General features: G+C 56.8%; 21 protein-coding genes. 13 read left to right on the top strand and 8 right to left on the bottom strand.

Annotated features, from left to right (window positions below; all coding sequences use genetic code 11):
• Window positions 1–2 precede the first annotated feature (2 nt).
• From folD to ubiE, 6 genes are all read right to left on the bottom strand, one after another.
• Window positions 3–860, bottom strand: a complete 858-nt coding sequence (gene folD, locus KJB29_RS12465) for a bifunctional methylenetetrahydrofolate dehydrogenase/methenyltetrahydrofolate cyclohydrolase FolD (RefSeq protein WP_004513427.1) — start codon at window positions 858–860, stop codon at window positions 3–5.
• Window positions 861–1,041: 181 nt separating this feature from the next.
• Entirely contained in the window at window positions 1,042–1,293 is a 252-nt protein-coding gene (locus tag KJB29_RS12460; protein ID WP_004513428.1) for an FmdB family zinc ribbon protein, read from the bottom strand.
• Window positions 1,294–1,402: 109 nt separating this feature from the next.
• A complete protein-coding gene (locus KJB29_RS12455; RefSeq protein WP_004513429.1) occupies window positions 1,403–1,711 on the bottom strand; it encodes a DUF167 domain-containing protein in 309 nt (102 codons plus the stop codon).
• Window positions 1,701–2,150, bottom strand: coding sequence for a DivIVA domain-containing protein (locus KJB29_RS12450; protein ID WP_004513430.1), 450 nt, complete (start codon window positions 2,148–2,150; stop codon window positions 1,701–1,703). Before KJB29_RS12450 ends, KJB29_RS12455 begins: the two co-directional genes overlap by 11 nt.
• Window positions 2,147–2,464 (bottom strand): YggT family protein, encoded by a 318-nt coding sequence (locus KJB29_RS12445; protein ID WP_004513431.1) that lies wholly within the window; start codon window positions 2,462–2,464, stop codon window positions 2,147–2,149. Before KJB29_RS12445 ends, KJB29_RS12450 begins: the two co-directional genes overlap by 4 nt.
• Before the next feature lie 72 nt (window positions 2,465–2,536).
• Window positions 2,537–3,256 (bottom strand): bifunctional demethylmenaquinone methyltransferase/2-methoxy-6-polyprenyl-1,4-benzoquinol methylase UbiE, encoded by a 720-nt coding sequence (gene ubiE, locus KJB29_RS12440; RefSeq protein WP_004513432.1) that lies wholly within the window; start codon window positions 3,254–3,256, stop codon window positions 2,537–2,539.
• A 199-nt stretch (window positions 3,257–3,455) separates the two neighbouring features.
• Here ubiE and cdaA point away from each other — a divergent pair, with 199 nt between their 5' ends.
• From cdaA to KJB29_RS12420, 4 genes are all read left to right on the top strand, one after another.
• A complete protein-coding gene (gene cdaA / locus KJB29_RS12435) occupies window positions 3,456–4,871 on the top strand; it encodes a diadenylate cyclase CdaA (protein WP_011365777.1) in 1,416 nt (471 codons plus the stop codon).
• Window positions 4,872–4,970: 99 nt separating this feature from the next.
• The gene (locus KJB29_RS12430) at window positions 4,971–5,996 is read left to right on the top strand and encodes a C40 family peptidase (RefSeq protein WP_011365778.1); all 1,026 of its coding nucleotides are present in this window, start codon (window positions 4,971–4,973) and stop codon (window positions 5,994–5,996) included.
• Window positions 5,997–6,067: 71 nt separating this feature from the next.
• The gene (locus tag KJB29_RS12425; protein WP_004513436.1) at window positions 6,068–6,481 is read left to right on the top strand and encodes a (deoxy)nucleoside triphosphate pyrophosphohydrolase; all 414 of its coding nucleotides are present in this window, start codon (window positions 6,068–6,070) and stop codon (window positions 6,479–6,481) included.
• Window positions 6,459–8,150: a B12-binding domain-containing radical SAM protein gene (locus KJB29_RS12420; protein WP_004513437.1), complete on the top strand. Its 1,692-nt coding sequence runs from the start codon at window positions 6,459–6,461 to the stop codon at window positions 8,148–8,150. The genes KJB29_RS12425 and KJB29_RS12420 overlap by 23 nt, the downstream gene beginning before the upstream one ends.
• A 37-nt stretch (window positions 8,151–8,187) precedes the next feature.
• On the opposite strand, the gene KJB29_RS12415 is transcribed toward KJB29_RS12420, so the two are convergent.
• Together KJB29_RS12415 and KJB29_RS12410 are read right to left on the bottom strand one after the other, a co-directional pair.
• Window positions 8,188–8,625, bottom strand: a complete 438-nt coding sequence (locus tag KJB29_RS12415) for a hypothetical protein (protein WP_004513438.1) — start codon at window positions 8,623–8,625, stop codon at window positions 8,188–8,190.
• 84 nt (window positions 8,626–8,709) lie between these two features.
• Window positions 8,710–11,949, bottom strand: coding sequence for a YhdP family protein (locus KJB29_RS12410; protein WP_215734829.1), 3,240 nt, complete (start codon window positions 11,947–11,949; stop codon window positions 8,710–8,712).
• Window positions 11,950–12,103: 154 nt separating this feature from the next.
• Between KJB29_RS12410 and smc the strand changes: the two genes are divergently transcribed.
• From smc to tyrS, 9 genes are all read left to right on the top strand, one after another.
• Window positions 12,104–15,634: a chromosome segregation protein SMC gene (gene smc, locus KJB29_RS12405; protein WP_215734828.1), complete on the top strand. Its 3,531-nt coding sequence runs from the start codon at window positions 12,104–12,106 to the stop codon at window positions 15,632–15,634.
• A 13-nt stretch (window positions 15,635–15,647) separates the two neighbouring features.
• Complete coding sequence (locus KJB29_RS12400) at window positions 15,648–16,007, top strand: roadblock/LC7 domain-containing protein (protein WP_004513441.1); 360 nt, start codon at window positions 15,648–15,650, stop codon at window positions 16,005–16,007.
• 1 nt (window position 16,008) lies between these two features.
• A complete protein-coding gene (ftsY, locus tag KJB29_RS12395; protein WP_215734827.1) occupies window positions 16,009–17,064 on the top strand; it encodes a signal recognition particle-docking protein FtsY in 1,056 nt (351 codons plus the stop codon).
• Window positions 17,065–17,121: 57 nt separating this feature from the next.
• Window positions 17,122–17,298, top strand: coding sequence for a cell division protein ZapB (locus tag KJB29_RS12390; protein ID WP_214187849.1), 177 nt, complete (start codon window positions 17,122–17,124; stop codon window positions 17,296–17,298).
• The gene (locus KJB29_RS12385) at window positions 17,298–17,588 is read left to right on the top strand and encodes a cell division protein ZapA (RefSeq protein WP_004513444.1); all 291 of its coding nucleotides are present in this window, start codon (window positions 17,298–17,300) and stop codon (window positions 17,586–17,588) included. Before KJB29_RS12390 ends, KJB29_RS12385 begins: the two co-directional genes overlap by 1 nt.
• A gap of 356 nt (window positions 17,589–17,944) precedes the next feature.
• The gene (locus KJB29_RS12380; protein ID WP_215734826.1) at window positions 17,945–18,514 is read left to right on the top strand and encodes a 5-formyltetrahydrofolate cyclo-ligase; all 570 of its coding nucleotides are present in this window, start codon (window positions 17,945–17,947) and stop codon (window positions 18,512–18,514) included.
• Between the two features lie 21 nt (window positions 18,515–18,535).
• Complete coding sequence (gene rny / locus KJB29_RS12375) at window positions 18,536–20,098, top strand: ribonuclease Y (RefSeq protein WP_215734825.1); 1,563 nt, start codon at window positions 18,536–18,538, stop codon at window positions 20,096–20,098.
• The gene (locus tag KJB29_RS12370) at window positions 20,088–20,876 is read left to right on the top strand and encodes a TIGR00282 family metallophosphoesterase (RefSeq protein ID WP_215734927.1); all 789 of its coding nucleotides are present in this window, start codon (window positions 20,088–20,090) and stop codon (window positions 20,874–20,876) included. Before rny ends, KJB29_RS12370 begins: the two co-directional genes overlap by 11 nt.
• Before the next feature lie 16 nt (window positions 20,877–20,892).
• Complete coding sequence (gene tyrS, locus KJB29_RS12365; RefSeq protein WP_215734824.1) at window positions 20,893–22,104, top strand: tyrosine--tRNA ligase; 1,212 nt, start codon at window positions 20,893–20,895, stop codon at window positions 22,102–22,104.
• The last annotated feature ends 67 nt before the right edge of the window (window positions 22,105–22,171 follow it).

Genomic DNA, 22,171 nt, shown 5'->3' with positions numbered 1-22,171 from the left:
GCTTACCGGTTTCCTTCCCCTGTCTTCTTTGCCGCCTCAAGGGTGTTGTAGAGGAGCATGGTGATGGTCATGGGGCCGACGCCGCCGGGAACGGGGGTGATGGCCGATGCCCGCTGGGATGCTGCGGCGAACTCCACATCCCCCACAAGCTTCTTCTCGCCGACCCGGTTGACTCCCACATCGATGACCACTGCTCCTTCCTTGATCCACTCCCCCTTGATCATCTCGGGAACCCCCACGGCGGCGATGACCACGTCGGCCTCTTTGACCTTCGATGGCAAATCACGGGTTTTCGAGTGGCAGATGGTGACCGTGGCATGCTGCTGGAGGCACATGAGCGCCACCGGCTTGCCGACGATATTTGAGCGCCCCACGACGACCACTTCCTTGCCGGCCAGGTCAACGCCCGCTTCGCGCAGCATGACCATGACGCCATAGGGGGTGCAGGGCTGGAAGGTGGGCTTGCCGACCATAAGCCGGCCGACGTTGTAGGGGTGGAAGCCGTCTACGTCCTTCACCGGCGAGATGGCCTCGAGAATCGTGTCGGAATTGATCTGTTTCGGGAGGGGGAGTTGAACGAGGATTCCGTGGATGGTCGGGTCGCTGTTGAGCCGGGCCACGAGAGCGAGGAGTTCTGCTTCAGTGGTAGTCGCCGGCAGGGTGTGTTTAACGGAGTGCATCCCCAACTCCTGGCAGGCATTGCCTTTCATCCGTACATAGACCTCGCTGGCGGGGTCTTCCCCCACAAGGACCGTGGCAAGGCCGGGGATAATCCCCTTTTCCTTGAGGATCTTGACTTCGGTGGCAATTTCCGCCCTCAGCTTGGCAGCGATGGCTTTTCCGTCAATGATTGTCGACATGCTACGGCTCCTTTGCCTGGAACGGTCCGAAACCGGCACCGTCAATGGATTGGTAACAATCCCAAAATAGTACGGAAGCGTCGCTGTGATGTAAAGATTTTTAACCGGAGCTAAACTAAAATCCCCCGACTCACTGAGCCGGGGGAGGTGATGGTGTGGAAAAAGGAATGGGGTTGCAGGGTTACGCTGCTGCTGATGGGCAGCCGGCACAGCTTCCGCCCGAGGGGCAGGACGGGGCTTCAGACTTCTTTCCGCCGCTGTTGTATCCTTCGGCGTACCATCCTCCTCCCTTGAGGGCGAACCCTGACTGGGAGATGAGCTTTTGCACGGGACCGCCGCACGAAGGACATTCCTTCGCCGGTTCGTCGGAAAACTTCTGGCGCAGCTCGAACTGCTTGTTGCACTCGGTGCATTGGTATTCGTAGAGTGGCATCACACAACCTCCTGCGGTAATCGTTGATTCACTATAGTAATTCACTACGGAAGTTGTCAACCCCGTGTGTGGATGATTGGAAGCGCAATATATGAAATGACTGGGGAAATTAGGGCAGTAGGTTGTGAACAGCCTGAGCCGTGGCGCCAGAAACCCGAATCGTCTTGTGCCGCGACTTATCCCCGGCAATTATGGTGACGGCTGACTTGGGAACCTTGAGTAGTTTTGCGAGGTATTCAGTGCAGAGGCGGTTCGCTTCCCCCTCAACAGGGGGAGATGTCAGGCGAAGCTTGATGGCATCCCCCTGGATGCCGCAGATTCCGTTTTTTGAGGCGCGGGGTTGAACGTGCACGGAGAAGGTGACGCCATCAGCGTTTTCCGTGATTCTGAGTTCCCCGGAAGGGGTGTCACTCTTCATCAAGGGCGAGCATTTTGTAGTGTGTGTCGAGGAGGGACTTGAAGGAACTCTCGAATTGGAGCCGCTGGCGACGGATTTCCTGGACCTGGTCGTTGAGTTGGGCGAGCCTGCGTTCGGCATCGGCCACTATTTTCTCCCCCTTGACCTCGGCCTCGGAGACGAGCAGAGCTGCCTCTTTCTGGGCGTTCGCCTTCATTTCCTCGGTGATCTTCTGGGCGGCGAGCATGGTTTCCCGCAGGTTCTTCTCCTGCTGGGCCATTTGTTCCATCTCGACGGTGGCTCTCTTGCACTGCTCCTTTAACTCGGCGTTCTCCCGCACGAGGCTTTCCATCTCTTCCGCGACCGTCTGGAGAAAGGCGTCCACTTCATGGGGGTCAAGCCCGCCAAGCATCTTGCCCTTGAACTGCTGCTGCTGGATGTCAAGCGGGGTAATTCTCACGGCATCCCTCCCATTCCGAGTTTCATCTTGTAGGCAAGGTCGTAGATGCTGCGCACCAGAAAGCTTTGGAGAAAGTAAATGGCGACGAGCACGATGATCGGTGACAGGTCGAGCCCACCCATGTCGGGAAGGAATCTGCGAACTCGCGAGAGGACCGGCTCGGTGCTCCGGTAGAGGAAGTTCACGATGGGGTTGTAGGGGTCGGGATTAACCCAGGAGATGATCGCCCGTGCAATGAGAATGTAGAGATAGATGGTGAGGAGGATGTCGGCAATCTTGGCGACGGCCAGGAGAAAGTTGGCAAGCACGAACATGGTGTGCCCCTTGGTGGTGGATGAACGACTGTCGCGTTATACAGGAAACAGCAGCCAAGTGTCAAGAAAGCGTCAGTTTTGAGCGGCTTTTTCCCCGGTGTAGATCGTCGCGATTCCAAAGGTGAGATCACGATGGGTGGTGGAATGGAAACCCACGGATCGCATGAGAGTCTTGAATTCCTCTTGCGACGGAAACTCCAGCACGGAATCGGGGAGGTACTTGTAGGCGCTGAAGTTGGAGAAAAGTCCGCCGATCGCCGGCAGCAACCGGAGAAAGTAGAAATAATAGACCCGTTTGAAGAACTGTGAGCGGGGAGTGGAGAACTCGAGGATGACGGCCCGGCCGCCGGGCTTCAGGATGCGCTGCATTTCCGCCAGCCCCTGGCGCCGGTCGACCACGTTGCGGATGCCGAAGGCGATGGTGACCGAGTCAAACGTATTGTCGGGAAAGGGGATCGCCTCGCAGGGGGCGATTTCCAGGGTGATCCGGCGGGCATAGGGGGATTGCGCAACCTTTTCGCGGCCGAGCACCACCATCCCTTCCGTGATGTCGATGCCGATGATGGAGACTGAGTCGGGGGTTTGGCGGGCGATTTCCAGCGCCACGTCGCCGGTTCCGGTGGCAACGTCGAGGATTTTTCCCCCCTCGCTCCATCGGGCGCATTGTACGGCGATGCGCCGCCAGCGCCGGTCGATGCCGAAGCTCAGGAGCCGGTTGAGGAAGTCGTACCGGGGGGCAATGTCGGAGAACATCTCCCGGATCTGCTCGCCTTTTTCGCTCAGTTTATACATCGTAAATTTTCTATCCTTTTGCGGGTAATGGTGGTATAAATCCTGATTCTTTCTGGGCATACAGACCGATATTTTTAGCACAAAACCTCACTCCATGCCAGAAAAAACGGATTTTCGGAGCGTGGTGGTGCAGGTTTCCCGGGGACGTCCCCTGTATGGACTTGGGGGGGCGAACCGAGAAAGGGAAGGGTAAGAGGAGATGGTTCCCGTGATCCGGTGGCAGGATGTCGCCGACATCATCATTATGAGCTTTCTTGCCTATCAGCTTTACAGCTGGTTCAGGCATACCAGGGCCATGCAGGTTCTTATCGGCATGGTCTTTTTGGTGGGGGTGTATTTTATAACCAAGAACCTGGGGCTCTTTATGACGAGCTGGATACTCCAGGAACTCGGCACGGTCCTCTTTGTTCTCATTATTGTCATTTTTCAGGCGGAGATTCGACAGGCCCTCTACCGCTTCAGTCTGTTGCGGAATTTCTTTGGAAGGCAGGATGGCGGAGGGTTGATTGATCTTGCGGATATTTCCTCAACAATCTTTCGCCTTGCCAAAGAGCGCACCGGTGCAATCGTTGTCTTTCAGCGGCATGAATCGCTTGATGATTACCTTCTTCATGGTGTCCCCCTCGACAGTATTCCGAACGGGCAGCTCATTGAATGTATTTTTCAGGACGGAACTCCTCTCCATGACGGCGCCGTTATCGTTAAGGAGGGGCGTATAACCCAGGCATCGTGCCACCTTCCCCTTTCGATGAAGACAGAACTCCCTCGTCATTTCGGTACTCGGCATCGAGCAGGAATCGGCCTCAGTGAGCGCTGTGATGCCGCCGTGGTAATCGTTTCCGAAGAACGGGGGGAGGTTGGCCTGGCACTTGCAGGAGAACTTGAGGCAGTTGCAACTGCCGAGAGTCTGGCGGAGAAACTCCAGGGACTCCTCTATCCCCAGCGCCAGGAGAAGGTTCACATCTCGCTGGGGCAGCGGCTGGTTAGCAATCTGGTCCCTAAGCTTGTGACCACGTTGGTGGTGTTTGTAAGCTGGCTCATTATAACGACTAAGCAGGGGGCGATTTTTACGGTCACTGTCCCGATCAAATTCCATAACTTGCCGGGAAATGCGGTGTTGTTGAAAAGCAGTCCCGAGGAGGTTGAGGCCCAGCTAAAGGTCTTTTCGAGTCTCATCCCGTCGCCGAAACAACTCGATGTCGTAGCCGACCTGGATCTCGCCAAAGTAAGGGAAGGGAGCAATACTTTGGCTATCACGGAGAGTGACTTGAACCTTCCACTCGGGGTTGTGGTCACCAGCGTGAATCCGTCGGTGGTAAAAGTGAGCATCAGCAAGAAGATAAAGAAGGCTCTCCAGGTCCGGCCTGTACTGAAGGGGACCCCCTCAGGGCGTCAACGGCTGCAACGGGTGCGTGTTGAGCCTCAGGAGGTGGTTGTGGAGGGGCCGGAACATGTGCTGGCGGGCCTCGATACCCTCAATACCGAAGTAATTAACCTGGAGGGAATCCGCCAGAGCACCGTTGTGGAGTCAAGGCTCGTCTCGCCGTCGCCGCAGCTTAGGATCCTGAATGACGAGCCCGTCAGGGTGAGGATCGTGACCACGGGAAGACGCTGATGTTGGCCGGGGGGGGAATAAAGGTTGACAGATGAGAGATGGTTTGTTATAAAAAGCTCGTTTTCGTTTCAATTTAATAAAACAAATGAAGGAGGGGATATGAGCCTGCGATTGCGACTTACAGCGCTTTCCGTAATCCTCTTAGCCTTTCCCGCCCTGTCCCACGCCGCAAAAACCCACAAGATCAGAAAAAGCGAAACCGTTTACTCTATCGCGAAGAAGTACCACGTTAGTGCGAAAGATCTAAAATCGGCCAACAACCTCACTAATGCCCGGATAAAGCCGGGAACAGTGCTTGTCATCCCGTCTCGCGCCGCAGCAGAGTCAAGCGCGGACTCTTCCACCCCTGCCAGCTATAAGGTGAAAAAAGGTGATACCCTGGCAAAGGTTGCGCGGAAGACCGGCGTTTCCGTGGCTGAGTTGCGACGTTTGAACGGCATAGGGAAGGGCAGACTCAAGCCCGGTCGTCTCCTTGCACTCCAGGCAGTGGAATCCAATGAAACGGTTACCGCGAAGCTTTCCCTGAAAAAGCCCCTGAAACACCTTGATATCTACGATGAAAAAGAATACGAGCAGAGTCTGAGCGAGTTGGTGGAGTTGGACCCGAACCGTCCAGCTGACTTCACGAAGAGCGTGAAACTCGATGTCGATGGTGTCTCTGAACTCAAAAAAACTGCCTACAGCTTCATCGGCACCAAGTATCGTTTCGGCGGCACCACCCGTCGGGGGCTCGACTGTTCCAGTTTTGTCCAGCACGTCTTCCGCGAGCTCGACGTAACTCTTCCCCGCACGGCCCGGGAACAGTTCCATGTGGGAAATTCGGTTGCTCCCGGCGACCTGCAGAAGGGTGACCTCCTCTTCTTCCAGACCTATGCGCGTTTCCCGTCCCATGTTGGCATCTATCTCGGCAACAACAAGATGATTCACGCCTCGTCGCGAGACCGTCGGGTCGTTATTTCCTCTGTTGATACTCCCTACTACCGTTCCCGTTTCCTTGGTGCGAAGCGGATTGCCGAGGTTAATCCCGATATCCTGAAACTCGATGACCTGATTTCCGGTGTTGAGGAAGAAGGGCTCGAGGAAATTTTGACGAATGACACCCTTGGGGTCAGTCTTTTGAAATAGGGTTTTCGCCCTGCGTCGTTTGCGCACGAAAAAATCCGGCTCTTGCGGCCGGATTTTTTTTTGAGGTGTCCATGCTTCCTCTTATCGTGACAGCCGCCGTTATCGAGCATGAAGGCAAGATCCTTTTAACCAGGAGAAAGCCCGATGCTCCCTATCCGCTGCTCTGGGAGTTCCCCGGTGGCAAGCTGGAGCCCGAGGAACACCCAGAAGCATGTATTGTTCGGGAGGTTCGCGAGGAACTGGCCATGGATGTTTCTGTCCACGGGATATATGATGTGGTCTATTACCGTTACCCGGAGCGACCAGTGCTGGTTTTGGCCTACCGGTGCGCCTGGACTGGCGGGGAATTGCGCGAACTGGACGTGGCCGACCACAGTTGGGTTGATCCCGCGGATATTCTCCGCTTCGATCTCCTTCCCGCCGACTACCCTCTGGCGAAGAAGATAGTTCACGAGTTCAGCGATGCGGATACTACTCGTCTCTAGGCCCCATCCAGAAGGGGCCCGTGACCCGTTCACCTCACTCCTGCCCACGGGGCTCGGCTACCTCAACGCTGTTCTGAGAGAAAATGGTTTTACGTCCTCCCTTGCCAACCTCTCTACTGCTTCCTGGCGCCAGGTGGAAGAACTGCTCCGACGGGAGCGTCCTGCCATCCTTGGTATCTCCGTTTTTACCCACAACCGTTTCGAATCCCTTCGACTTGCCGCCTTGGCGAAGAAAGTCGACCCCACCTGTCTAACAATCTTTGGCGGTCCCCATGCAACCCACGCTTTCGAGTCTATCCTGGTTAAGTATCGGGAGGTGGACGGGGTGATCCTCGGTGAGGGGGAGGAGACTTTTCTCGACCTCGCACGGGCTGTCGAGCGGGGCGATCGCAGTCTGACCGGCATAGTGGGACTGGCTTATCGCAAGGGCGCCAAGGTTCACTCCGTGAAGCGACCCCCTGTTGCGGATCTCGACGTGCTCCCGCTGCCGGCACTCCACATGAATGATGCCTGGGGATGCGACGTGCGCCGCCAGTTGGAATTCATCATCACCTCCCGCGGATGTCCCGCTGCCTGCCGCTTCTGTTCGTCGCCGCGTTTTTGGGGGAAGTCACTCCGTTTCCGCTCGCCACGAGCCATGGTCGATGAGATCCGCGCCATTCGCGACCGCTACGGCCTTATCTATTTTTCTCTCCGTGACGATACCTTTACTGTTCGCAAGGATCGGGTGATTGACTTTTGCCGGTTGCTTCTGGAGGAAAAGGTCCATATCCTCTGGAACTGCCAGTCGCGGGTGAACGCCGTGGACGAGGAGATGCTCATCTGGATGCGTAGGGCCGGGTGCGAATGCGTCCAGTACGGCGTCGAGTCGGGGTCGGAGAAAATACTCGCGTATCTCGGTAAGCAGATCACCCCCGAGCAGGTCCGAAGGGCCGCTAAGGCCACCCGGCGTGCCGGGATAAGCCTCTCCATTTACCTGATCTCCGGAGTGCCCGGGGAGACTGACGATGACCTGCAGGCGACCCTTACGCTCATCAGCAACATCCTCCCCCATGATGGCCATGTGGCCCCCTTGGCATACTACCCCGGGACGGCTCTCTTCGATGAAGCGGTGAGAGAGGGGCGGGTGGGCGCTGATCTCTTTGAAAGGGAGAGGGGAGCGGCCCTGTATGTGCGACGCGATCCGTTCGTTGCCCGCTCGATGGAGACGCTCTTGCGGGCATTGACCCGTGTCGAGAGGAAAGCCCGGTTTGGGCCGGCCGACTTCACTGCCCAGCGCGAGTTTCTTGGCTACTGCCACGGGACGAATCTTGGGCAGGGCGAGTGGCTTGAAGCCAAAGGAGATATAGGAAAGGCTGAGGCCCTGTATCGTGAGATCGTCGAGCGGCAGCCGGAAAATCCCTGGGGGTGGCTGGCCCTTGGAGGTCTCCATGGTTCACGGGGAGATGTGACGCGGGCAGGAAAGGCTTTTGAGCGGGCTATCTCACTTGTGCCCGCTCATGTTCCTGCTTACCTGGCACTTGGTGACCTGCGCCTTGAGGAGGGTGATCAAAGGGGAGCAAAGCAGCTATACGAGACGGCGAAAAGGCTCAATCCGCGGGATACCGATGTCGGGGAGCGTTTGCGTATGGTGGTGGCGGAGCGTGGTACGAAAAAAGGCGACACCTGAAGGATGTCGCCTTTTTTCGTTGCGGTTTTACCGGAAATTACTTGCCGGCAATCCGGACGCCAGGAGCGAAAATAATCTTTTCGAAGGTCCGGTTGAGGGTCTTGCTGTGGAAGTTGACCATCGGCGGAGAGTCGGGGAACTCGACTTCGTCGCCAACCTTGACCTTGGTTTGCATGACGGCAACCCAAAGTTTCTGGCCCTTTTCCTCTACCTCAAGATAGGTGTATCCGGCAGCGTCCATGGTGGAGACAACCTTTCCCTTATGGCCTGCACCGGCAGGTACTTCGACGGCCTTCAGGCCGGCGTGGGGGTTGGCGCCGCCGTGGACTGCATCACTGGGCATTTGGCCTTGGCCAGGCTGGGCGGGCATGCCGCTCTGCTGCGGTGCTGTAGTCTCAGGGGCTTTCGGCTTCTCCTTGCATCCGGCTGCGGCAAGTGATGCAACTGCAAGAGCGACCAATACTGTCTTTTTCACCTGTGTCCTCCTGTATGGTGTACGTTTCTCAACTGCTGAACAGTACCATAGGTCCCAAATATTTTACAACAGCAAAAAAACCCTTTATTTTCCGATGATGACTTCACCTGTGTCGGTAATGAGTTTGGCGGGAAGCTGGAATAACCGTTTAAAGATTCCGAGCACTCCCTTGGCCATGGACTTGACCGGCACGGCCTTTACGACAGGGTCGCTCCACTTTCCCTTGGCCTCGAAATAGGTGGAGATGAGGTGTTTGTCCTTGCCGGTAAGGATCCAGCCGACGATCGGTATCCGGTTTACCACCTTGTCGACGGTTTGGAGCGGCTGGACCCCCACGGTTGCGTCAATCTCCTCCTTGACGAGGTCAATGGAGCCCACAGCCGAAATATTCATGGCGTTGCTGTCGATGAAGAAGTCTTTTGAAGACACGATCCCATCCCTGAGAGAGAGGGTTGCGTCGATCCGGTTATAGGGCATGCCGTCGGCAACCATATCGGGGAGATGGAATGTGAAGAGTTGCGACACGTTCAGGAGGGAAAATATTTTGGAGAGCACTGAGTACCGCCGCAGTTTGCCGTTTTCGAGATGAAGCTTGACGCTGCCGAGGATGGTTCGCCTCAGTTCATCGGCGGTTTCTCCCTTGGCGGTGACGTCTGCATGAAGCGACAGGGAGCCGGTGATTATTTCATTGTGGAGTCTCAGGTTCAGCGCCTGGACCAAGTCTTCGGCGGAAATTTTATCAGCCTTGAGATTTGCCTGGTAGCGGGTTGGGCCGTTTGAGCCGAAGTCGGCCCTGAAAGTTCCCGCAACCTGGCCACCGAAGGCGCCGCATTCGAAGGGCTGGAGATAGAGGATCCGGTTGTCGAGCATGGCAACCGTATGGAGCTTCCTGAACCGAAATCCTTTGAATTTTCCCTCATCCGCAGTGACCGACGCCTTGATGGTGGCGGTGCCATTCTGGGCCGATGCTTTTGCGCTCCGTTCCAGACCACCAAGAAGGAGGACATCTTCGATATTCAGGAAGGGAGAGGTAACCGTCACGTCGACCCGTGGGCTTTGTAGCCGTTCCACTGTCCCCTTCAGATTCAGGGCAGAATCATTCACCGTGCCGGACAGTGACTTTACCTGGAGGGTGTCTTGGGCAAGGGTGACGGAACCTTGCACCTTCTTGATTTTTAGGCTCTTTCCCTCAGGGGCCTTTAGCCCCAGGTCGGCCACGTCGAGAGCGGGAGCGGAGAATTCGAGAGAGATGGCCGGGTTGTCAAAGTTGGTCAGAGTTCCCGTGCCGACGAGGAGGGAGTTCCCCAGCATGGCTGAGAGCCGTGGTGTTTCCAGGTCGGTGCCCTTGAAGCGGATACCACCGTTGATGTTGCGGACGCGCTTGATGCCCCCTGGTGGTTGGAATGCCGCTCCGGCAAGAAGGACATCCCCTGTCCAGTTCAGTCCGCCAATGGTTTCCGCGCTCCCGTCGGCACGGGCCGCAACCTGTATCCGCCCCTGGGGTTGATAGGACTTCACCCGTGGGAGCAGGGGGGCAAGGGGCGCCATCTCGAACTGGTTCGTCCGTATGTCGATATGGTTGGGAACATCTTGCCCCGGCCGATACCGGGTCGACAGGACCAGCGAGAGGGGGGGGAGATTGTATTGGCAGGCAAAGGCGCTCATTCCTGGCTTTGAGAGGCTCATGCTGAAGGAAAGCTGGTTGGTCACTCCAGCCGGCTTGGCGATGACATTGGTTACGTTGTAGCCGGCATTTGCCAGATTCCACTGGCCGGACAGAGTATACGCGGACGTATACCCGGCACCGGTAATGGTTAATGGCGTGTGCCCCGAGAACGAAAGTCCTCCGCCCAGGTGTTTTCCCAAGAGCCAGGCAAGTTCCTGTTGTTGTGGGGTGAATGCTGCGTTGAACGGATAGGACGATGGTGTGTTGAGGGGGTAGTCGGCAATCATTCCGTTCATGGTGAATGGTGACGTACCAAACTTTCCCGACATGTTGCGCAGGATGAAGTTCTTGCCCGACAGCGACAGATCCCCTTTGATGTTGTTGAAAGAGGGGACGCCATTCCCCAGGTCCACGACACCCCCTTCCAGTGCCCGGGCCTTGATGGAGAGGATGTTGTAGTTCTGGTCCTTCTCCATGTGGAGGATCTGGCTCACCCTGCCATCGAGCCGTCCCTCGTCCAACCGGTACGTTCCTGCCTTGATGTACCGTTCGATGAACTGGGATGCATCGTCGGCGATGATGCCGAAGGGGATGTAGTAGAAGAACCTCTCCAGCTTGAAGGGATCGATGACGGCCCGGGCCACGATCCGCGGATCATTGGTGTTGATGTCCCTGATGGCGCAGTTCCCTTTGACCATGAGCCCGTCCATCCGGAAATCGACCGCGGAGACGTCAACCTGCTGCCGGTCCCGCTTCAACTTGTAGTCCAGTTGCAGGTCGCGAGGGGTGAGAACGGCGTGGAAGACCTTGGGATAGGAAAAGCGAAGCCCGGCGACGTGGACTGTCCCCTTTGAGGTGAAGTCCGCCGCCGTCCCATGGATGGATGCCTTGACATCGAAGAGCCCCGCTAGGGGATCGAAGGGGACGAAGCGGCCATAGTAGGGCCAGTAATGGGCAGCGGAAAGATTCCTGGCCTCGACCTTCGCATCGATGCGCGTTTCCGTCATCGGATGCCCCTCTCGCGGAAGATCTGCCGAGCCGCGGGCGAAAAGCGTCCCGGTGGTTGTTCCCTGTGCCAGGGTGGTTGCTATGGTGAATTCTGTCTCTTTGCCGCGGACGATCCGGTCCAGTTCCAGAGCGGTCTTTTCCAGCCTGGTCACAACTCCATTGGCGGTTGCCGCTTGATCGGTGAAGGTAATCTTCCCGTCGTGGATACTGATCCCTCTCATCCGGAGGGGAGGAGCCCCCTTTTTTTCTTCCAGCAGGTCGCTGATGTTGAAGGTGCCTTCCCTGTTGCGGATTATCTGGATGGTCGGCCGTTCCGCCATGAGCTTTCCGACGACGACTTTCCCTTCAAGGAGCGGCAGGAGCGCAAGACGGAAGCTGACGCGGTCTGCTGTGGCGAACGTTGTCAGGCCGTCCCGTTCCTTGATGACAACCTTGGTAAAGCTGAAGGCAGGGGTAAAGCGAAACGTTACTTCCCCCTTCTCGTACGTGACCTGGCGGTTAAGGCTCTTCTGGACTTCGGCAAGGATCTGGTCCTTGTAGGTGTCGAGTTCATGGAAGTGTGCCAGGAAAAAGGTCGCGACCCCGCCGGCAAGGATGCCCAGGATGAGCAGTATGGAGATGAGGAGGGTCTTTGCGCCGCGGGAGATCATGGGAAGTGGACCTTTCGTTTAGTCTGGGCCGCTGGAGAGTATACTCTCCGGCGCTCCGGGGAGGCAACCATTCTTCGTGTCATGGGGGGAAGGCCGGACACGGTGCTGGTCTGGTTGCATTGACACCCTCCTCTCTGATAGTATGACACGATTTATGAAAATTAAACGCCTCGACATATCCGGCTTCAAATCGTTCGTGGACAAGGTCTCCCTCGACTTCCAGCAGGGGATAACCAGCATCGTTGGCCCCAACGGTTGCGGCAAGTCCAATGTGGTGGATGCCATCCGCTGGGTCATGGGGGAGCAGTCGGCCAAGAACCTCCGTGGCAAATCCATGGAGGACATCATCTTCGGCGGGAGCGAATCCCGCAAACCCCTCGGCATGGCCGAGGTTTCCATGGCTTTCTCCACCGAAGACGGGAGGGTGCCGGCGAAATACCTGAACTACAGCGAAATCCAGGTGACGCGCCGCCTCTACCGCGACGGTGAGAGCGACTACTTCCTCAACAAGACTCCCTGCCGGCTCATGGATATCACCGAGCTCTTCATGGATACCGGTGTCGGTGCCCGGGCATACTCCATCATCGAGCAGGGGAAGATCGGGATGATCCTCCACTCCAAGCCCGAGGAGAGGCGATTCCTCATCGAAGAGGCGGCCGGAGTCACCAAGTTCAAGGCCAAGAAGCAGGTGGCCCTGAAAAAGATCGATCTCACCCGTCAGAATCTCCTGCGTATCGGCGACATACTGGCCGAGATTCGGCGGCAGCTCAACTCGCTCCAGCGCCAAGTCAAGAAGGCCGAGCGGTTCCGGGAGTACCGGGAGGAACTCCGGGAGATCGAAGTGGCTGCCACGGTCAGGCGCTTCATAGCTCTCGATGCTGCCAAGGAGCAGGTGGAGGAGGCGCTTCGCCAGAGCGTTTCCCGGGCCGCCACGCTCACTGCGGATCTTGAGCAGCGCGAACTGGGGCTGGACGAGCGGCGCCTCGCCCTCGTGGAGCGGGAACGGTCGCTGGCCGCGTCCCAGGAGGTGGTTTTCTCCCTCAAGGGGGAGATTCAGGGGCACGAAAGCAGGATCGAGTTCCAGCGCAAGGAACTCGGTGGGTTGGAACGGCAGGAGGAGCGGCTTGCGGGAGAGCTTGAGGGACTGGAGAGTCAGCTTGCTGCGGCTGGCGAAGAGCTTGCTCGTCTCGTGGAGCAGAGCGGCAGCTACGCTGTCGAGGCGGCGGGAGAAGAAGACACCCTCGCCACCCGTGAGAAAGAACTGGAAGAGATGGCTGCTGCCGAACGGGAGCTCTCCACCGACCTTGAGGAGGTGCGGCGGGAGCTTTTTTCCCTCCTGGCCGAGGTGGCCCAGCTCAACAACCAGCGCACCGCCGCTACTCGGCGCCTGGAAGGGCTTGCAGAACGGGTCGAGCGGAACCGTCGAGAGGGGCTCCTCCTCAACGAGCGGCTCGTGGAATCGTCGGGCCGCGCCAGCGAGCTTGAGAAGGCTGTCGCAGGTCTGGCCGACCAGAAGGCTGAACTTCAGGAGCGTCTGCCGCTTCTCGTCCGCCGGGAGACGGAACTGCGGGAGAGCCTTGCGGATATGGATCGGGAAATCGGTTCCCGCCGCGATGAACTGAGCAGGAAATCGTCGCGCCTCCACTCGCTCCAGGAACTGGAGGCCCAGTTTGCCGGCTACGGCCAGGGTGTCAGGAATCTCTTGCTGGCCGAACGGTTCAAGGGGCGTTTCACCGGCGTCATCGCCGACTTAGTGGAAACCGCTCCTGAGTTCGAGACCGCCCTTGAGGCGGTACTGGCCGAGCGGCTCCAGTACGTGGTCTGTCCCCAGGAGTCTGATGCCTTCGAGGCGCTCGCGTACCTCTCCGAGAGCGGCGGTGGACGCTGTTCCCTTGTTGCGGGAATCCCCTCCATGCCGGGCAGTGACGCCGCGCCTGACGGAGCGGTACCGATCCTTTCCCACGTCACCATTGCCGAAGGACGAAACCCCGTTGTGGAGCATATCCTGGCGGGTACCTATCTGGTGGGGGACCTTGCGACGGCCTGTTCCCTTTCGCGGCTTCACCCCCGCAGCACCTTCGTTACCCTTCGTGGTGACGTTGCTTTTGACGGCGGGATTGTGAGCGGCGGGTCGACAGAAGCTGCAGGTCCGGGACTGGTCCACAAGAAGCGGGAGATTCGGGAGCTTACCGGCGAGGTGGAGCGCCTAACTGCCGTGCTGAATGATCTCGACGCTATGCGGGACCGGACGCAGCAGGAACGGGCCGGCACCGAGGAGGAGGTGCGGGAGGTGCGCCAGAGCCTCCACCAGACCGATATCCAACTCGTCAACGCCGACAAGGATCTCATCCGGGCAAAGGAGGAAGTCCAGCGCGTCGAGGAGCGGCTTGCCGTCACCGGCATGGAGGACGACCAGCTCCGGGAGGAGCGTGAGACCCTTGAAGGTGAGATCGTGGATGCCGATACGCGGAAAGCCGTTCACGAAGAGAAAAAAGGAACTCTTGAGGCAGAGCTTGAGCGGCTCCAGGAAACCCTCACGGTCAGGAAGCGCGAGATTGACGCAGCCCGTGAGGCGGTCACCACCCTCAAGGTCAGGGGAGCCCAGCTTCGGGAGAAAAAGGAGGCGGCCAGCCGCGCCCTGAAGCGGACCGAAGAACTCCAGTCAGACCTTCAGGCGCGGATTACCCGACATCGGGAAGAGCGGGAGCGGTGCGCTCAGGAGCGGGAGCGGCTGGTTGCTTCTCTCGCCGGCGGTGATGGCGAGCTGAAATCCCTCCTGGCGCGCCACGTCGAAGCAGAAGGTGCCAGCGCGACCTTCAAGCGCGAGTTCGACGGCCAGGCCGAGGCGGTCCGGGTCGAGGAAGGTGCTCTCCGGGAACTCCGTGTCCTTGCCGAGCAGGCGAAAAATGCCGTTGCCGCCGATAGACTCAGGCAGTCGGAGCTTACCCTGGAACTCAACCATCTCGTCACATCACTCATGGAGAAGTACCGGCTTGAGATGCAGCCCCTCCTCCCGAAGTATGCCGACACCCCCTTCGACGAGGAAACGGCATCCCAGCGCCAGGAAGAGCTTTCGCGTCTCATTGACGAGATGGGGGAGGTGAACCTGACCGCCATCGAAGAGTACCGGGAACTGGACGAGCGCTTCACCTTCCTGTCGGGCCAGAAGACAGATCTGGAGGAATCGCTCCATTCGCTCCAGCAGGCGATCCAGCGGATCAACCGCACCACGCGCAAGCGGTTCCTCGAAACTTTCAATCTTGTGAATGAGAAATTTCAGGAAGTGTTTCCGCGCCTCTTTTGTGGCGGTCGTGCTGAACTCAAGCTTACCAACGAAGAGGACCTTCTGGAGACCGGCATCGATATCATCGTCCAGCCTCCCGGAAAGAAACTCCAGAACGTGACTCTCCTCTCTGGGGGGGAAAAGGCCCTGACCGCCGTGGCGCTCATCTTTTCCATCTTCCTCATCAAACCGTCACCCTTTTGTCTGCTTGACGAGGTTGATGCTCCCCTCGATGATGCCAATATCGGGCGCTTCAACGACATGGTGCGGGAAATGAGCGAGATTTCCCAGTTCATCATCATCACCCACAACAAGGCGACCATGGCGGTTGCCGACACCCTCTACGGCGTCACCATGGAGGAGCCGGGGGTGTCCAAGATCGTTTCTGTCAAACTGAATTAGAGGAGGTCGACCGGTGTCGTTCAAAGCGATCCTGACCCAGCTGGTGCAGTCCGTTCCCGGGGCCACCGGCGCGATCATTGCCGACTGGGAGGGGGAGACGGTGGATCATGTCGCCCTCAGGGACGACTACGAGTTGAAAATCACCGCGGCCCATCTGGGAATCATTCTGACCCGGATGAAAGAGCTTCAGGGTCGGCTTTCTGCCGATCCCGTCCGTGAGGCGGTTATCACGCTGGCTGACCAGCGCGTGATCCTTGGCCCCATTGGAGACGACTATTTGTTGGTATTGACCCTCGACAGGGAGGCCATCGCCGGGTGGGCAATGGTCAAATTCGAGCACGTGCAGGCTATTTTGCTCAAGGAGATTTACTGATATGGCGGAGGAAAAAAAGGGCTTCTTCAAGGGGTTGTGGAACAAGATTGCCGGTGCCGAGGGGGCAGAGGAAAACCCTATTCCCGAGCAGAAGACCGAAGTGGCTGAACATCCTGTTTTGGCCGAGGAACCGGAGGAGCGCAAGCCGGGGTTGTTCGAGCGCTTGCGCCAGGGGCTCAGCAAGACCCGCGACAGCCTTGTGGGGAGGATCGACCGGCTTGTTCTCGGCAAAAAGGAGATCGATGCTGACACTCTGGAAGAACTCGAAGAGATCCTCATCACCGCCGACATCGGTGTCCAGACCACGGTGGAACTTATCCGGATACTGGAGGAGCGGCTCTCTCGCAATGAATTGAATGATGGTGCGGCTCTTCGTCAGACCCTCAAGGATGAGATTCTCAAACGGTTGAGCCGGGATGTGAGACCCCTCGCCGTTGATTCCGCCTCTCCCTTCGTCATCATGGTCATTGGTGTCAACGGCGTTGGCAAGACGACCACCATTGGCAAACTCGCCGCCCGGTTCTCGCGGGAAGGGAAAAAAGTAGTGCTCGCGGCCGGCGATACGTTCCGGGCCGCTGCGGCCGAGCAGCTCGAGATCTGGGGCGAGCGGACCGGGTGCGACGTGGTTCGCCATAAGGAGGGAGCCGATCCCTCCGCCGTGGTCTTTGACGGCATCAAAGCCGCCGTGGCCCGCAAGGCGGACGTCCTCATCGTTGATACGGCAGGGCGGCTCCATACCAAGGTAAACCTCATGGAAGAGCTCAAGAAGGTCCGTCGCATCATGGACCGCGAGATTCCCGGCGCCCCCCACGAAACGCTCTTGGTCCTCGATGCCGCCACTGGCCAGAACGCCCTTTCACAGGCCAAGCTCTTCAAAGAGGCTGCCGAGGTGACCGGCATCGCCCTTACCAAGCTGGATGGCACGGCCAAGGGAGGGATCGTTGCAGCCATTTGCAATGAGTTCCGAATTCCGGTCCGCTATATCGGTGTCGGGGAAGGTGTCGACGACCTTCGGGACTTCGATCCGGCCGAGTTCGTGGATGCGCTCTTCCAATAATTGCCTTGACTTCACGGGGGCTCTGCAATAATATTTTAGGCCAAAAAAGGTATCCCAATGGACACAGAACTGTTCGCCGATCTCGAACGGCGCGTTGAGACTCTCGTAGAACGATACACCGCCCTTAAGCGGGAGAATGACGTCCTTCGCGAGGAAAACGGTCGGCTCCTGCAGGAGCGGGATGCCGTCAAGTCAAGAATAGACGGTGTTCTGAGGAAGCTCGAAGGGATTTGATGTCCGTGAAGGCTTCGCACCGCATCAGCGTGCTCGGCAAGGAGATTACCGTTAAGAGCTCGGCTTCCTCCGAGCATGTGCGTGAAGTGGAGGCACTCGTTAACCGCAAGCTGGCCGAAGCTCAGGCGTCGGTGCCGGTAGTCGGCGATCCCCAGGTACCAATAATTCTTGCACTAATGAATCTGGCTGAATCATGCCTCTCTCTTTCACGGGAACTTGAGGAAAAGGGACAGGCCGATAAGGAAGTCATGAGTCGGTTGGTCAAACGTATCGACAGCGCTCTTCCCTGAAAGTATAGGCGGTTGTATGTGGTTTCGCGGTCTCCCCTGGGGAGATTTCATCATAAAGCAGCACGGTTTGGTCTGGAAAGTTCGATCAGTTACGACAGAAATGGCTTTGACGCTGCTTTAAGGCACTATCTGTTTCACTGATAGCAGGCTGCAGAAGTTCATCTGATGCCGAAAGGGTAAGCACGATTGACGTAATGCCGTAACCACACGCCATATTCGATTTACTCTAAAGCATACGCCCCCTCTGTTGCTGGTCAAGCTTTCCTCCCCCCGTTCTCCTGCCGGAGACCCGATTCCGGGACGACTTCCGTCTCACAAAGCTTCTTTTTATTCAACACAGCTGTTTATAAGGTTCCATGCCCAAGAGAAAGCTTCGGCAATGCATGCTCGATAAACGGCGCACCTTGGCCGCCGAAGAACGGCGCTTTTCTGGGCATCTTATCCAGCAGGCATTTGTTGCACTTCCTGAGTTTGCTGAGGCCCGCATTGTTGCTCTCTATTCGCCTATCGGAGGAGAGGTGGAGACGGGTGAGGTGATGGAGGCCGCCCTTAAGGAAGGAAAGATTGTGATCTTTCCGGTGGTCTGTGGGGATTGCCTCCGCTTTATCAAGGTTTCAGACCCAAGCGAGATGACGAAGGGAGCTTTCGGGATTGCCGAGCCGTGCCTTACCGGAGAAGCCTACCCCCCGGATGCTGCTGACCTTGTTGTCGTCCCCGGTGTCGCGTTCGATCACGCCGGAAAACGAATAGGCTTCGGGAAGGGTTACTACGACAGGTCGCTCCATCATCTTGAGGGGAGCGGGAAACTTGTCGCTTTTTGCTATGACTTCCAGCTTGTGGACGAGATTGTCGCGGAACCCCATGACGTCGCAGTCGATGTCATTATCACCGAGAAGAGAGTTATCACTCTTCACGGTTATCAATAGATCAAGGGAGGTATCAAGACATTGAAGATAGAAATCGCCATTGTCCTAATCCTTGCAGCTGCCGGGCTCGGATACTTTGTGGGAAACATGCTGCGCAAGCGTCTTTCCGACACCCTCGTCAGCAAGGCAGAAGAGCTTGCGTCAAAGATTGTCGATGACGCAAAGCGTGAAGCGGAAACGATAACCAAGGAAGCAGAACTCAAGGCCAAGGATGAAGTATTTCAGGCAAAGGCTGAGGCGGAGCGTGATGCCAAGGAGAAGCGCAAGGATCTTCAGGCTCTGGAAAAACGTCTCCAGCAAAAGGAAGAGAATCTCGACAAGAAGATGAACCTCTTTGACCAGCGCGACGCTGACCTTACAAAAAAGGATCAGGCGCTTCTTAACCGCGAGCAAGGACTTGTTCAGAAGGAAGAGAGGCTTGACGGTCTCATTGCAGAGCAAAGGGAAAAACTTGAGAGTATTTCCGGCCTTTCGTCTACAGAGGCAAAGAAAATTCTCATGGATGCCATGGAGAGCGAGGCCAAACTCGATGCCGCCAAGCGGATCAAGGTCATCGAGGAGGAGGCTCGCGAGACCGCCGACAAGAAGTCGAAGGAGATCATAGCCCTGGCCATTCAACGTTATGCGGGCGAGTACGTTGCGGAGCGGTCCGTGTCGGTCGTGGCGCTCCCTTCGGATGAGATGAAAGGGAGGATTATCGGTCGCGAGGGTCGTAATATCAGGGCGCTGGAGGCTGCTACTGGCATCGATCTCATCATCGACGACACTCCTGAGGCAGTTATTCTGTCCGGTTTCAACCCGGTTCGCCGCGAAGTGGCAAAGATTGCCCTGGAAAAACTCATCACTGATGGCCGCATTCATCCCGGCCGCATCGAAGAAGTTGTTGCCAAGGCCGAAGAGGAAGTTGAGCAGACTATCAAAGAAGCCGGCGATCAGGCTGCTTTCGACCTTGGTGTGCACGGCATTCACCCTGAAATATTGAAGCTGATCGGTCGCCTCAAGTATCGCACCTCTTACAGCCAGAATGTTTACCAACACTCTCTGGAGGTTGCGTTCCTCTGCGGCATCATGGCTTCCGAGCTTGGTATCAACGTTAAGCAAGCCAAGCGCGCCGGCCTTCTTCACGATTTGGGCAAGGCGGTTGATCACGAGGTCGAGGGATCCCACGCGGTTATTGGCGCGGAGCTTGCGCGCAAATATGGCGAATCCCCGAAGATCGTTCACGCTATCATGGCCCACCACGAAGACGAGAAGCCCAATACCGTTCTTGCTGTTCTTGTTCAAGCTGCCGATGCTTTGTCCGGTGCCCGACCCGGAGCCCGGCGCGAGATGATGGAAACATACGTGAAACGCCTTGATGATCTGGAGCGTATTGCCACATCGTTTGTCGGAGTCAACAATTCCTTCGCTATTCAGGCCGGACGCGAAATCAGGGTTATGGTTTCGAGTGATGAAGTCACCGATGAACGGGCTGTTGTTCTCGCTAAAGACATAGCAAAGAAGATCGAAGCCGAGATGACCTACCCGGGGCAGATCAAGGTTAACGTGATCCGGGAAACCCGGGCCATTGAGTATGCCCGTTAATATCCTTTTTATTGGCGATATCGTTGGCGCTCCGGGCCGTCAGGCCGTGTCCCGTGAGCTCCACCGCCTCATTGACCGTTACCGGATAGATCTGGTCATAGCTAATGGCGAGAACGCGGCCGGCGGCTTCGGCATTACCGAAGAGAAGGCCCGCGAACTCTATTCTCTCGGTATCGACGTGTTAACGAGTGGAAACCACGTCTGGGATAAAAAGGAATCATATCCCTATATCCGACGGGAGGAGCGTCTCGTGCGGCCGGCTAACTACCCCCCTGAGACGATTGGTCGGGGGAGCACGATCGTGCGGACCGCCGGAGGAATTAGTGTCGGTATCCTTAACCTCGAAGGTCGCGTATTCATGAACAGTCTTGATTGTCCATTCCGTACGGCTGACCGGGAGATAGTTCAGCTTAAGGAACAAGCCAGCATCATCTTTGTTGATTTTCATGCCGAAGCCACTTCCGAAAAAGTTGCCTTGGGTTGGTATCTGGACGGCAAAGTGAGTGCCGTTGTCGGAACGCACACCCATGTTCAGACAGCCGACGAGCGGATCCTTCCCGGCGGTACCGCCTATATGACAGACGCTGGAATGACCGGTAGTTTCGATTCGGTAATCGGCGTCAAAAAAGAGCTTGCCGTTGAGCGCTTCACAAGCCAGATGCCGGTCCGGTTCGAAGTAGCAAAAAAAGATATACGTCTGAACGGAGTTGTCCTTGGGATCGATGAGATGAGCGGTTCCGCGCTTTCAGTTGAACGGATTTCACTTACGTGTTCGTGAGGAGGGAGAGAGTTCTATGTCGGTAGCTGAACAGATGGCGATCATCAAGCGCGGAGCGACAGAAATACTCCTTGAGAAAGAACTTGAGGGAAAAATCGAAAAATCACTGAGTACCGGGGTTCCGTTGAGAATCAAGGCTGGATTTGATCCAACGGCACCCGACCTCCATCTCGGCCATACGGTCCTCTTGCACAAAATGCGTCAGTTTCAGCAGTTGGGCCACGAAGTCTGCTTTCTTATCGGCGACTTCACAGGGATGATCGGTGACCCCACAGGCAAGTCGGAGACCCGTAAGGCGCTTACCCGTGAAGATGTTCTAAAAAACGCTGAAACCTATAAAGAACAGGTATTCAAGATACTGAATCCGGAGAAGACGCGGGTCGTTTTCAACTCCGAGTGGCTTGGGAAAATGACGGCCTCCGACATGATTGGGCTTGCGGCACAATCTACAGTAGCGCGGATGCTGGAACGTGACGATTTCGGTAAACGATTTGCCAATCAACTTCCTATAAGCATTCACGAATTTCTCTACCCACTCATCCAAGGATACGATTCCGTAGCACTCAAGGCTGATGTTGAACTCGGGGGGACGGATCAAAAGTTCAATCTCCTTGTCGGCCGCGAATTGCAGCGTGTATGGAAACAATCTCCCCAGAGCGTTATTACCATGCCTCTTCTTGAGGGACTTGATGGCGTCAACAAGATGAGCAAGTCACTGGGAAACTATATCGGTATCAATGAGCCTGCCGATGAAATCTTTGGGAAAGTCATGTCCATTTCGGACGAACTTATGCTCCGGTACTACGAGCTGCTCAGCGATCTGACGCTTGCGGAAATCGAAAAACTCAAGGCATCTATCCGGGATGGTGATGTGCATCCAATGGCAGCTAAGAAGCAGCTTGCTCGCGAAATAGTGGCTCGTTATCACGGTGCAGTTGCAGCTGATAATGCGGAGGAAAGTTTTGTCAGGCGATTCCGTGATAATCAAACTCCGGAAGAAATGCCTGAATGCATCTTGTCGGCTGAGGATGGCAAGGTGCTGCTGAGTAGATTACTCGCTGAAGCAGGGCTCGTGAAATCGAACAGTGAGGGGCGTCGCGCAATCAACCAGGGCGGTGTGAAGGTGAATGGAGAAAAGGTCACCAACGATATGCTCGAACTCCCCGGTGTCGGAGAGTACGTCTTGCAGTTTGGCAAGCGGCGTTTTGCGAGAATCGTATTTAAGTAAAAACTAACAAAAATATGTCTTGACCGTAAGGGGTGGGGGTGGTATAAACGCGTTTCCTTTTGACGGG

It is taken from the genome of Geobacter grbiciae, assembly GCF_018531165.1.
GTDB classification, from domain to species: Bacteria; Desulfobacterota; Desulfuromonadia; order Geobacterales; family Geobacteraceae; genus Geobacter; species Geobacter metallireducens.
Note: the sequence above shows the minus strand (reverse complement) of the source record. Positions and strands in the feature narration are given on the sequence as shown.

What these genes read in the sequence shown, in the direction of transcription:
- KJB29_RS12445 (WP_004513431.1), bottom strand. Translation starts at nt 2,464, where the DNA reads ATGTTCGTGCTTGCCAACTTTCTCCTGGCCGTCGCCAAGATTGCCGAC.
- KJB29_RS12370 (WP_215734927.1), top strand. Translation starts at nt 20,088, where the DNA reads ATGCCCGTTAATATCCTTTTTATTGGCGATATCGTTGGCGCTCCGGGC.
- KJB29_RS12420 (WP_004513437.1), top strand. Translation starts at nt 6,459, where the DNA reads ATGCGGATACTACTCGTCTCTAGGCCCCATCCAGAAGGGGCCCGTGAC.
- cdaA (WP_011365777.1), top strand. Translation starts at nt 3,456, where the DNA reads ATGGTTCCCGTGATCCGGTGGCAGGATGTCGCCGACATCATCATTATG.
- KJB29_RS12410 (WP_215734829.1), bottom strand. Translation starts at nt 11,949, where the DNA reads ATGATCTCCCGCGGCGCAAAGACCCTCCTCATCTCCATACTGCTCATC.
- KJB29_RS12380 (WP_215734826.1), top strand. Translation starts at nt 17,945, where the DNA reads ATGCCCAAGAGAAAGCTTCGGCAATGCATGCTCGATAAACGGCGCACC.
- KJB29_RS12430 (WP_011365778.1), top strand. Translation starts at nt 4,971, where the DNA reads ATGAGCCTGCGATTGCGACTTACAGCGCTTTCCGTAATCCTCTTAGCC.
- ftsY (WP_215734827.1), top strand. Translation starts at nt 16,009, where the DNA reads ATGGCGGAGGAAAAAAAGGGCTTCTTCAAGGGGTTGTGGAACAAGATT.
- KJB29_RS12390 (WP_214187849.1), top strand. Translation starts at nt 17,122, where the DNA reads ATGGACACAGAACTGTTCGCCGATCTCGAACGGCGCGTTGAGACTCTC.
- KJB29_RS12385 (WP_004513444.1), top strand. Translation starts at nt 17,298, where the DNA reads ATGTCCGTGAAGGCTTCGCACCGCATCAGCGTGCTCGGCAAGGAGATT.
- tyrS (WP_215734824.1), top strand. Translation starts at nt 20,893, where the DNA reads ATGTCGGTAGCTGAACAGATGGCGATCATCAAGCGCGGAGCGACAGAA.
- KJB29_RS12455 (WP_004513429.1), bottom strand. Translation starts at nt 1,711, where the DNA reads ATGAAGAGTGACACCCCTTCCGGGGAACTCAGAATCACGGAAAACGCT.
- smc (WP_215734828.1), top strand. Translation starts at nt 12,104, where the DNA reads ATGAAAATTAAACGCCTCGACATATCCGGCTTCAAATCGTTCGTGGAC.
- KJB29_RS12425 (WP_004513436.1), top strand. Translation starts at nt 6,068, where the DNA reads ATGCTTCCTCTTATCGTGACAGCCGCCGTTATCGAGCATGAAGGCAAG.
- folD (WP_004513427.1), bottom strand. Translation starts at nt 860, where the DNA reads ATGTCGACAATCATTGACGGAAAAGCCATCGCTGCCAAGCTGAGGGCG.
- ubiE (WP_004513432.1), bottom strand. Translation starts at nt 3,256, where the DNA reads ATGTATAAACTGAGCGAAAAAGGCGAGCAGATCCGGGAGATGTTCTCC.
- KJB29_RS12460 (WP_004513428.1), bottom strand. Translation starts at nt 1,293, where the DNA reads ATGCCACTCTACGAATACCAATGCACCGAGTGCAACAAGCAGTTCGAG.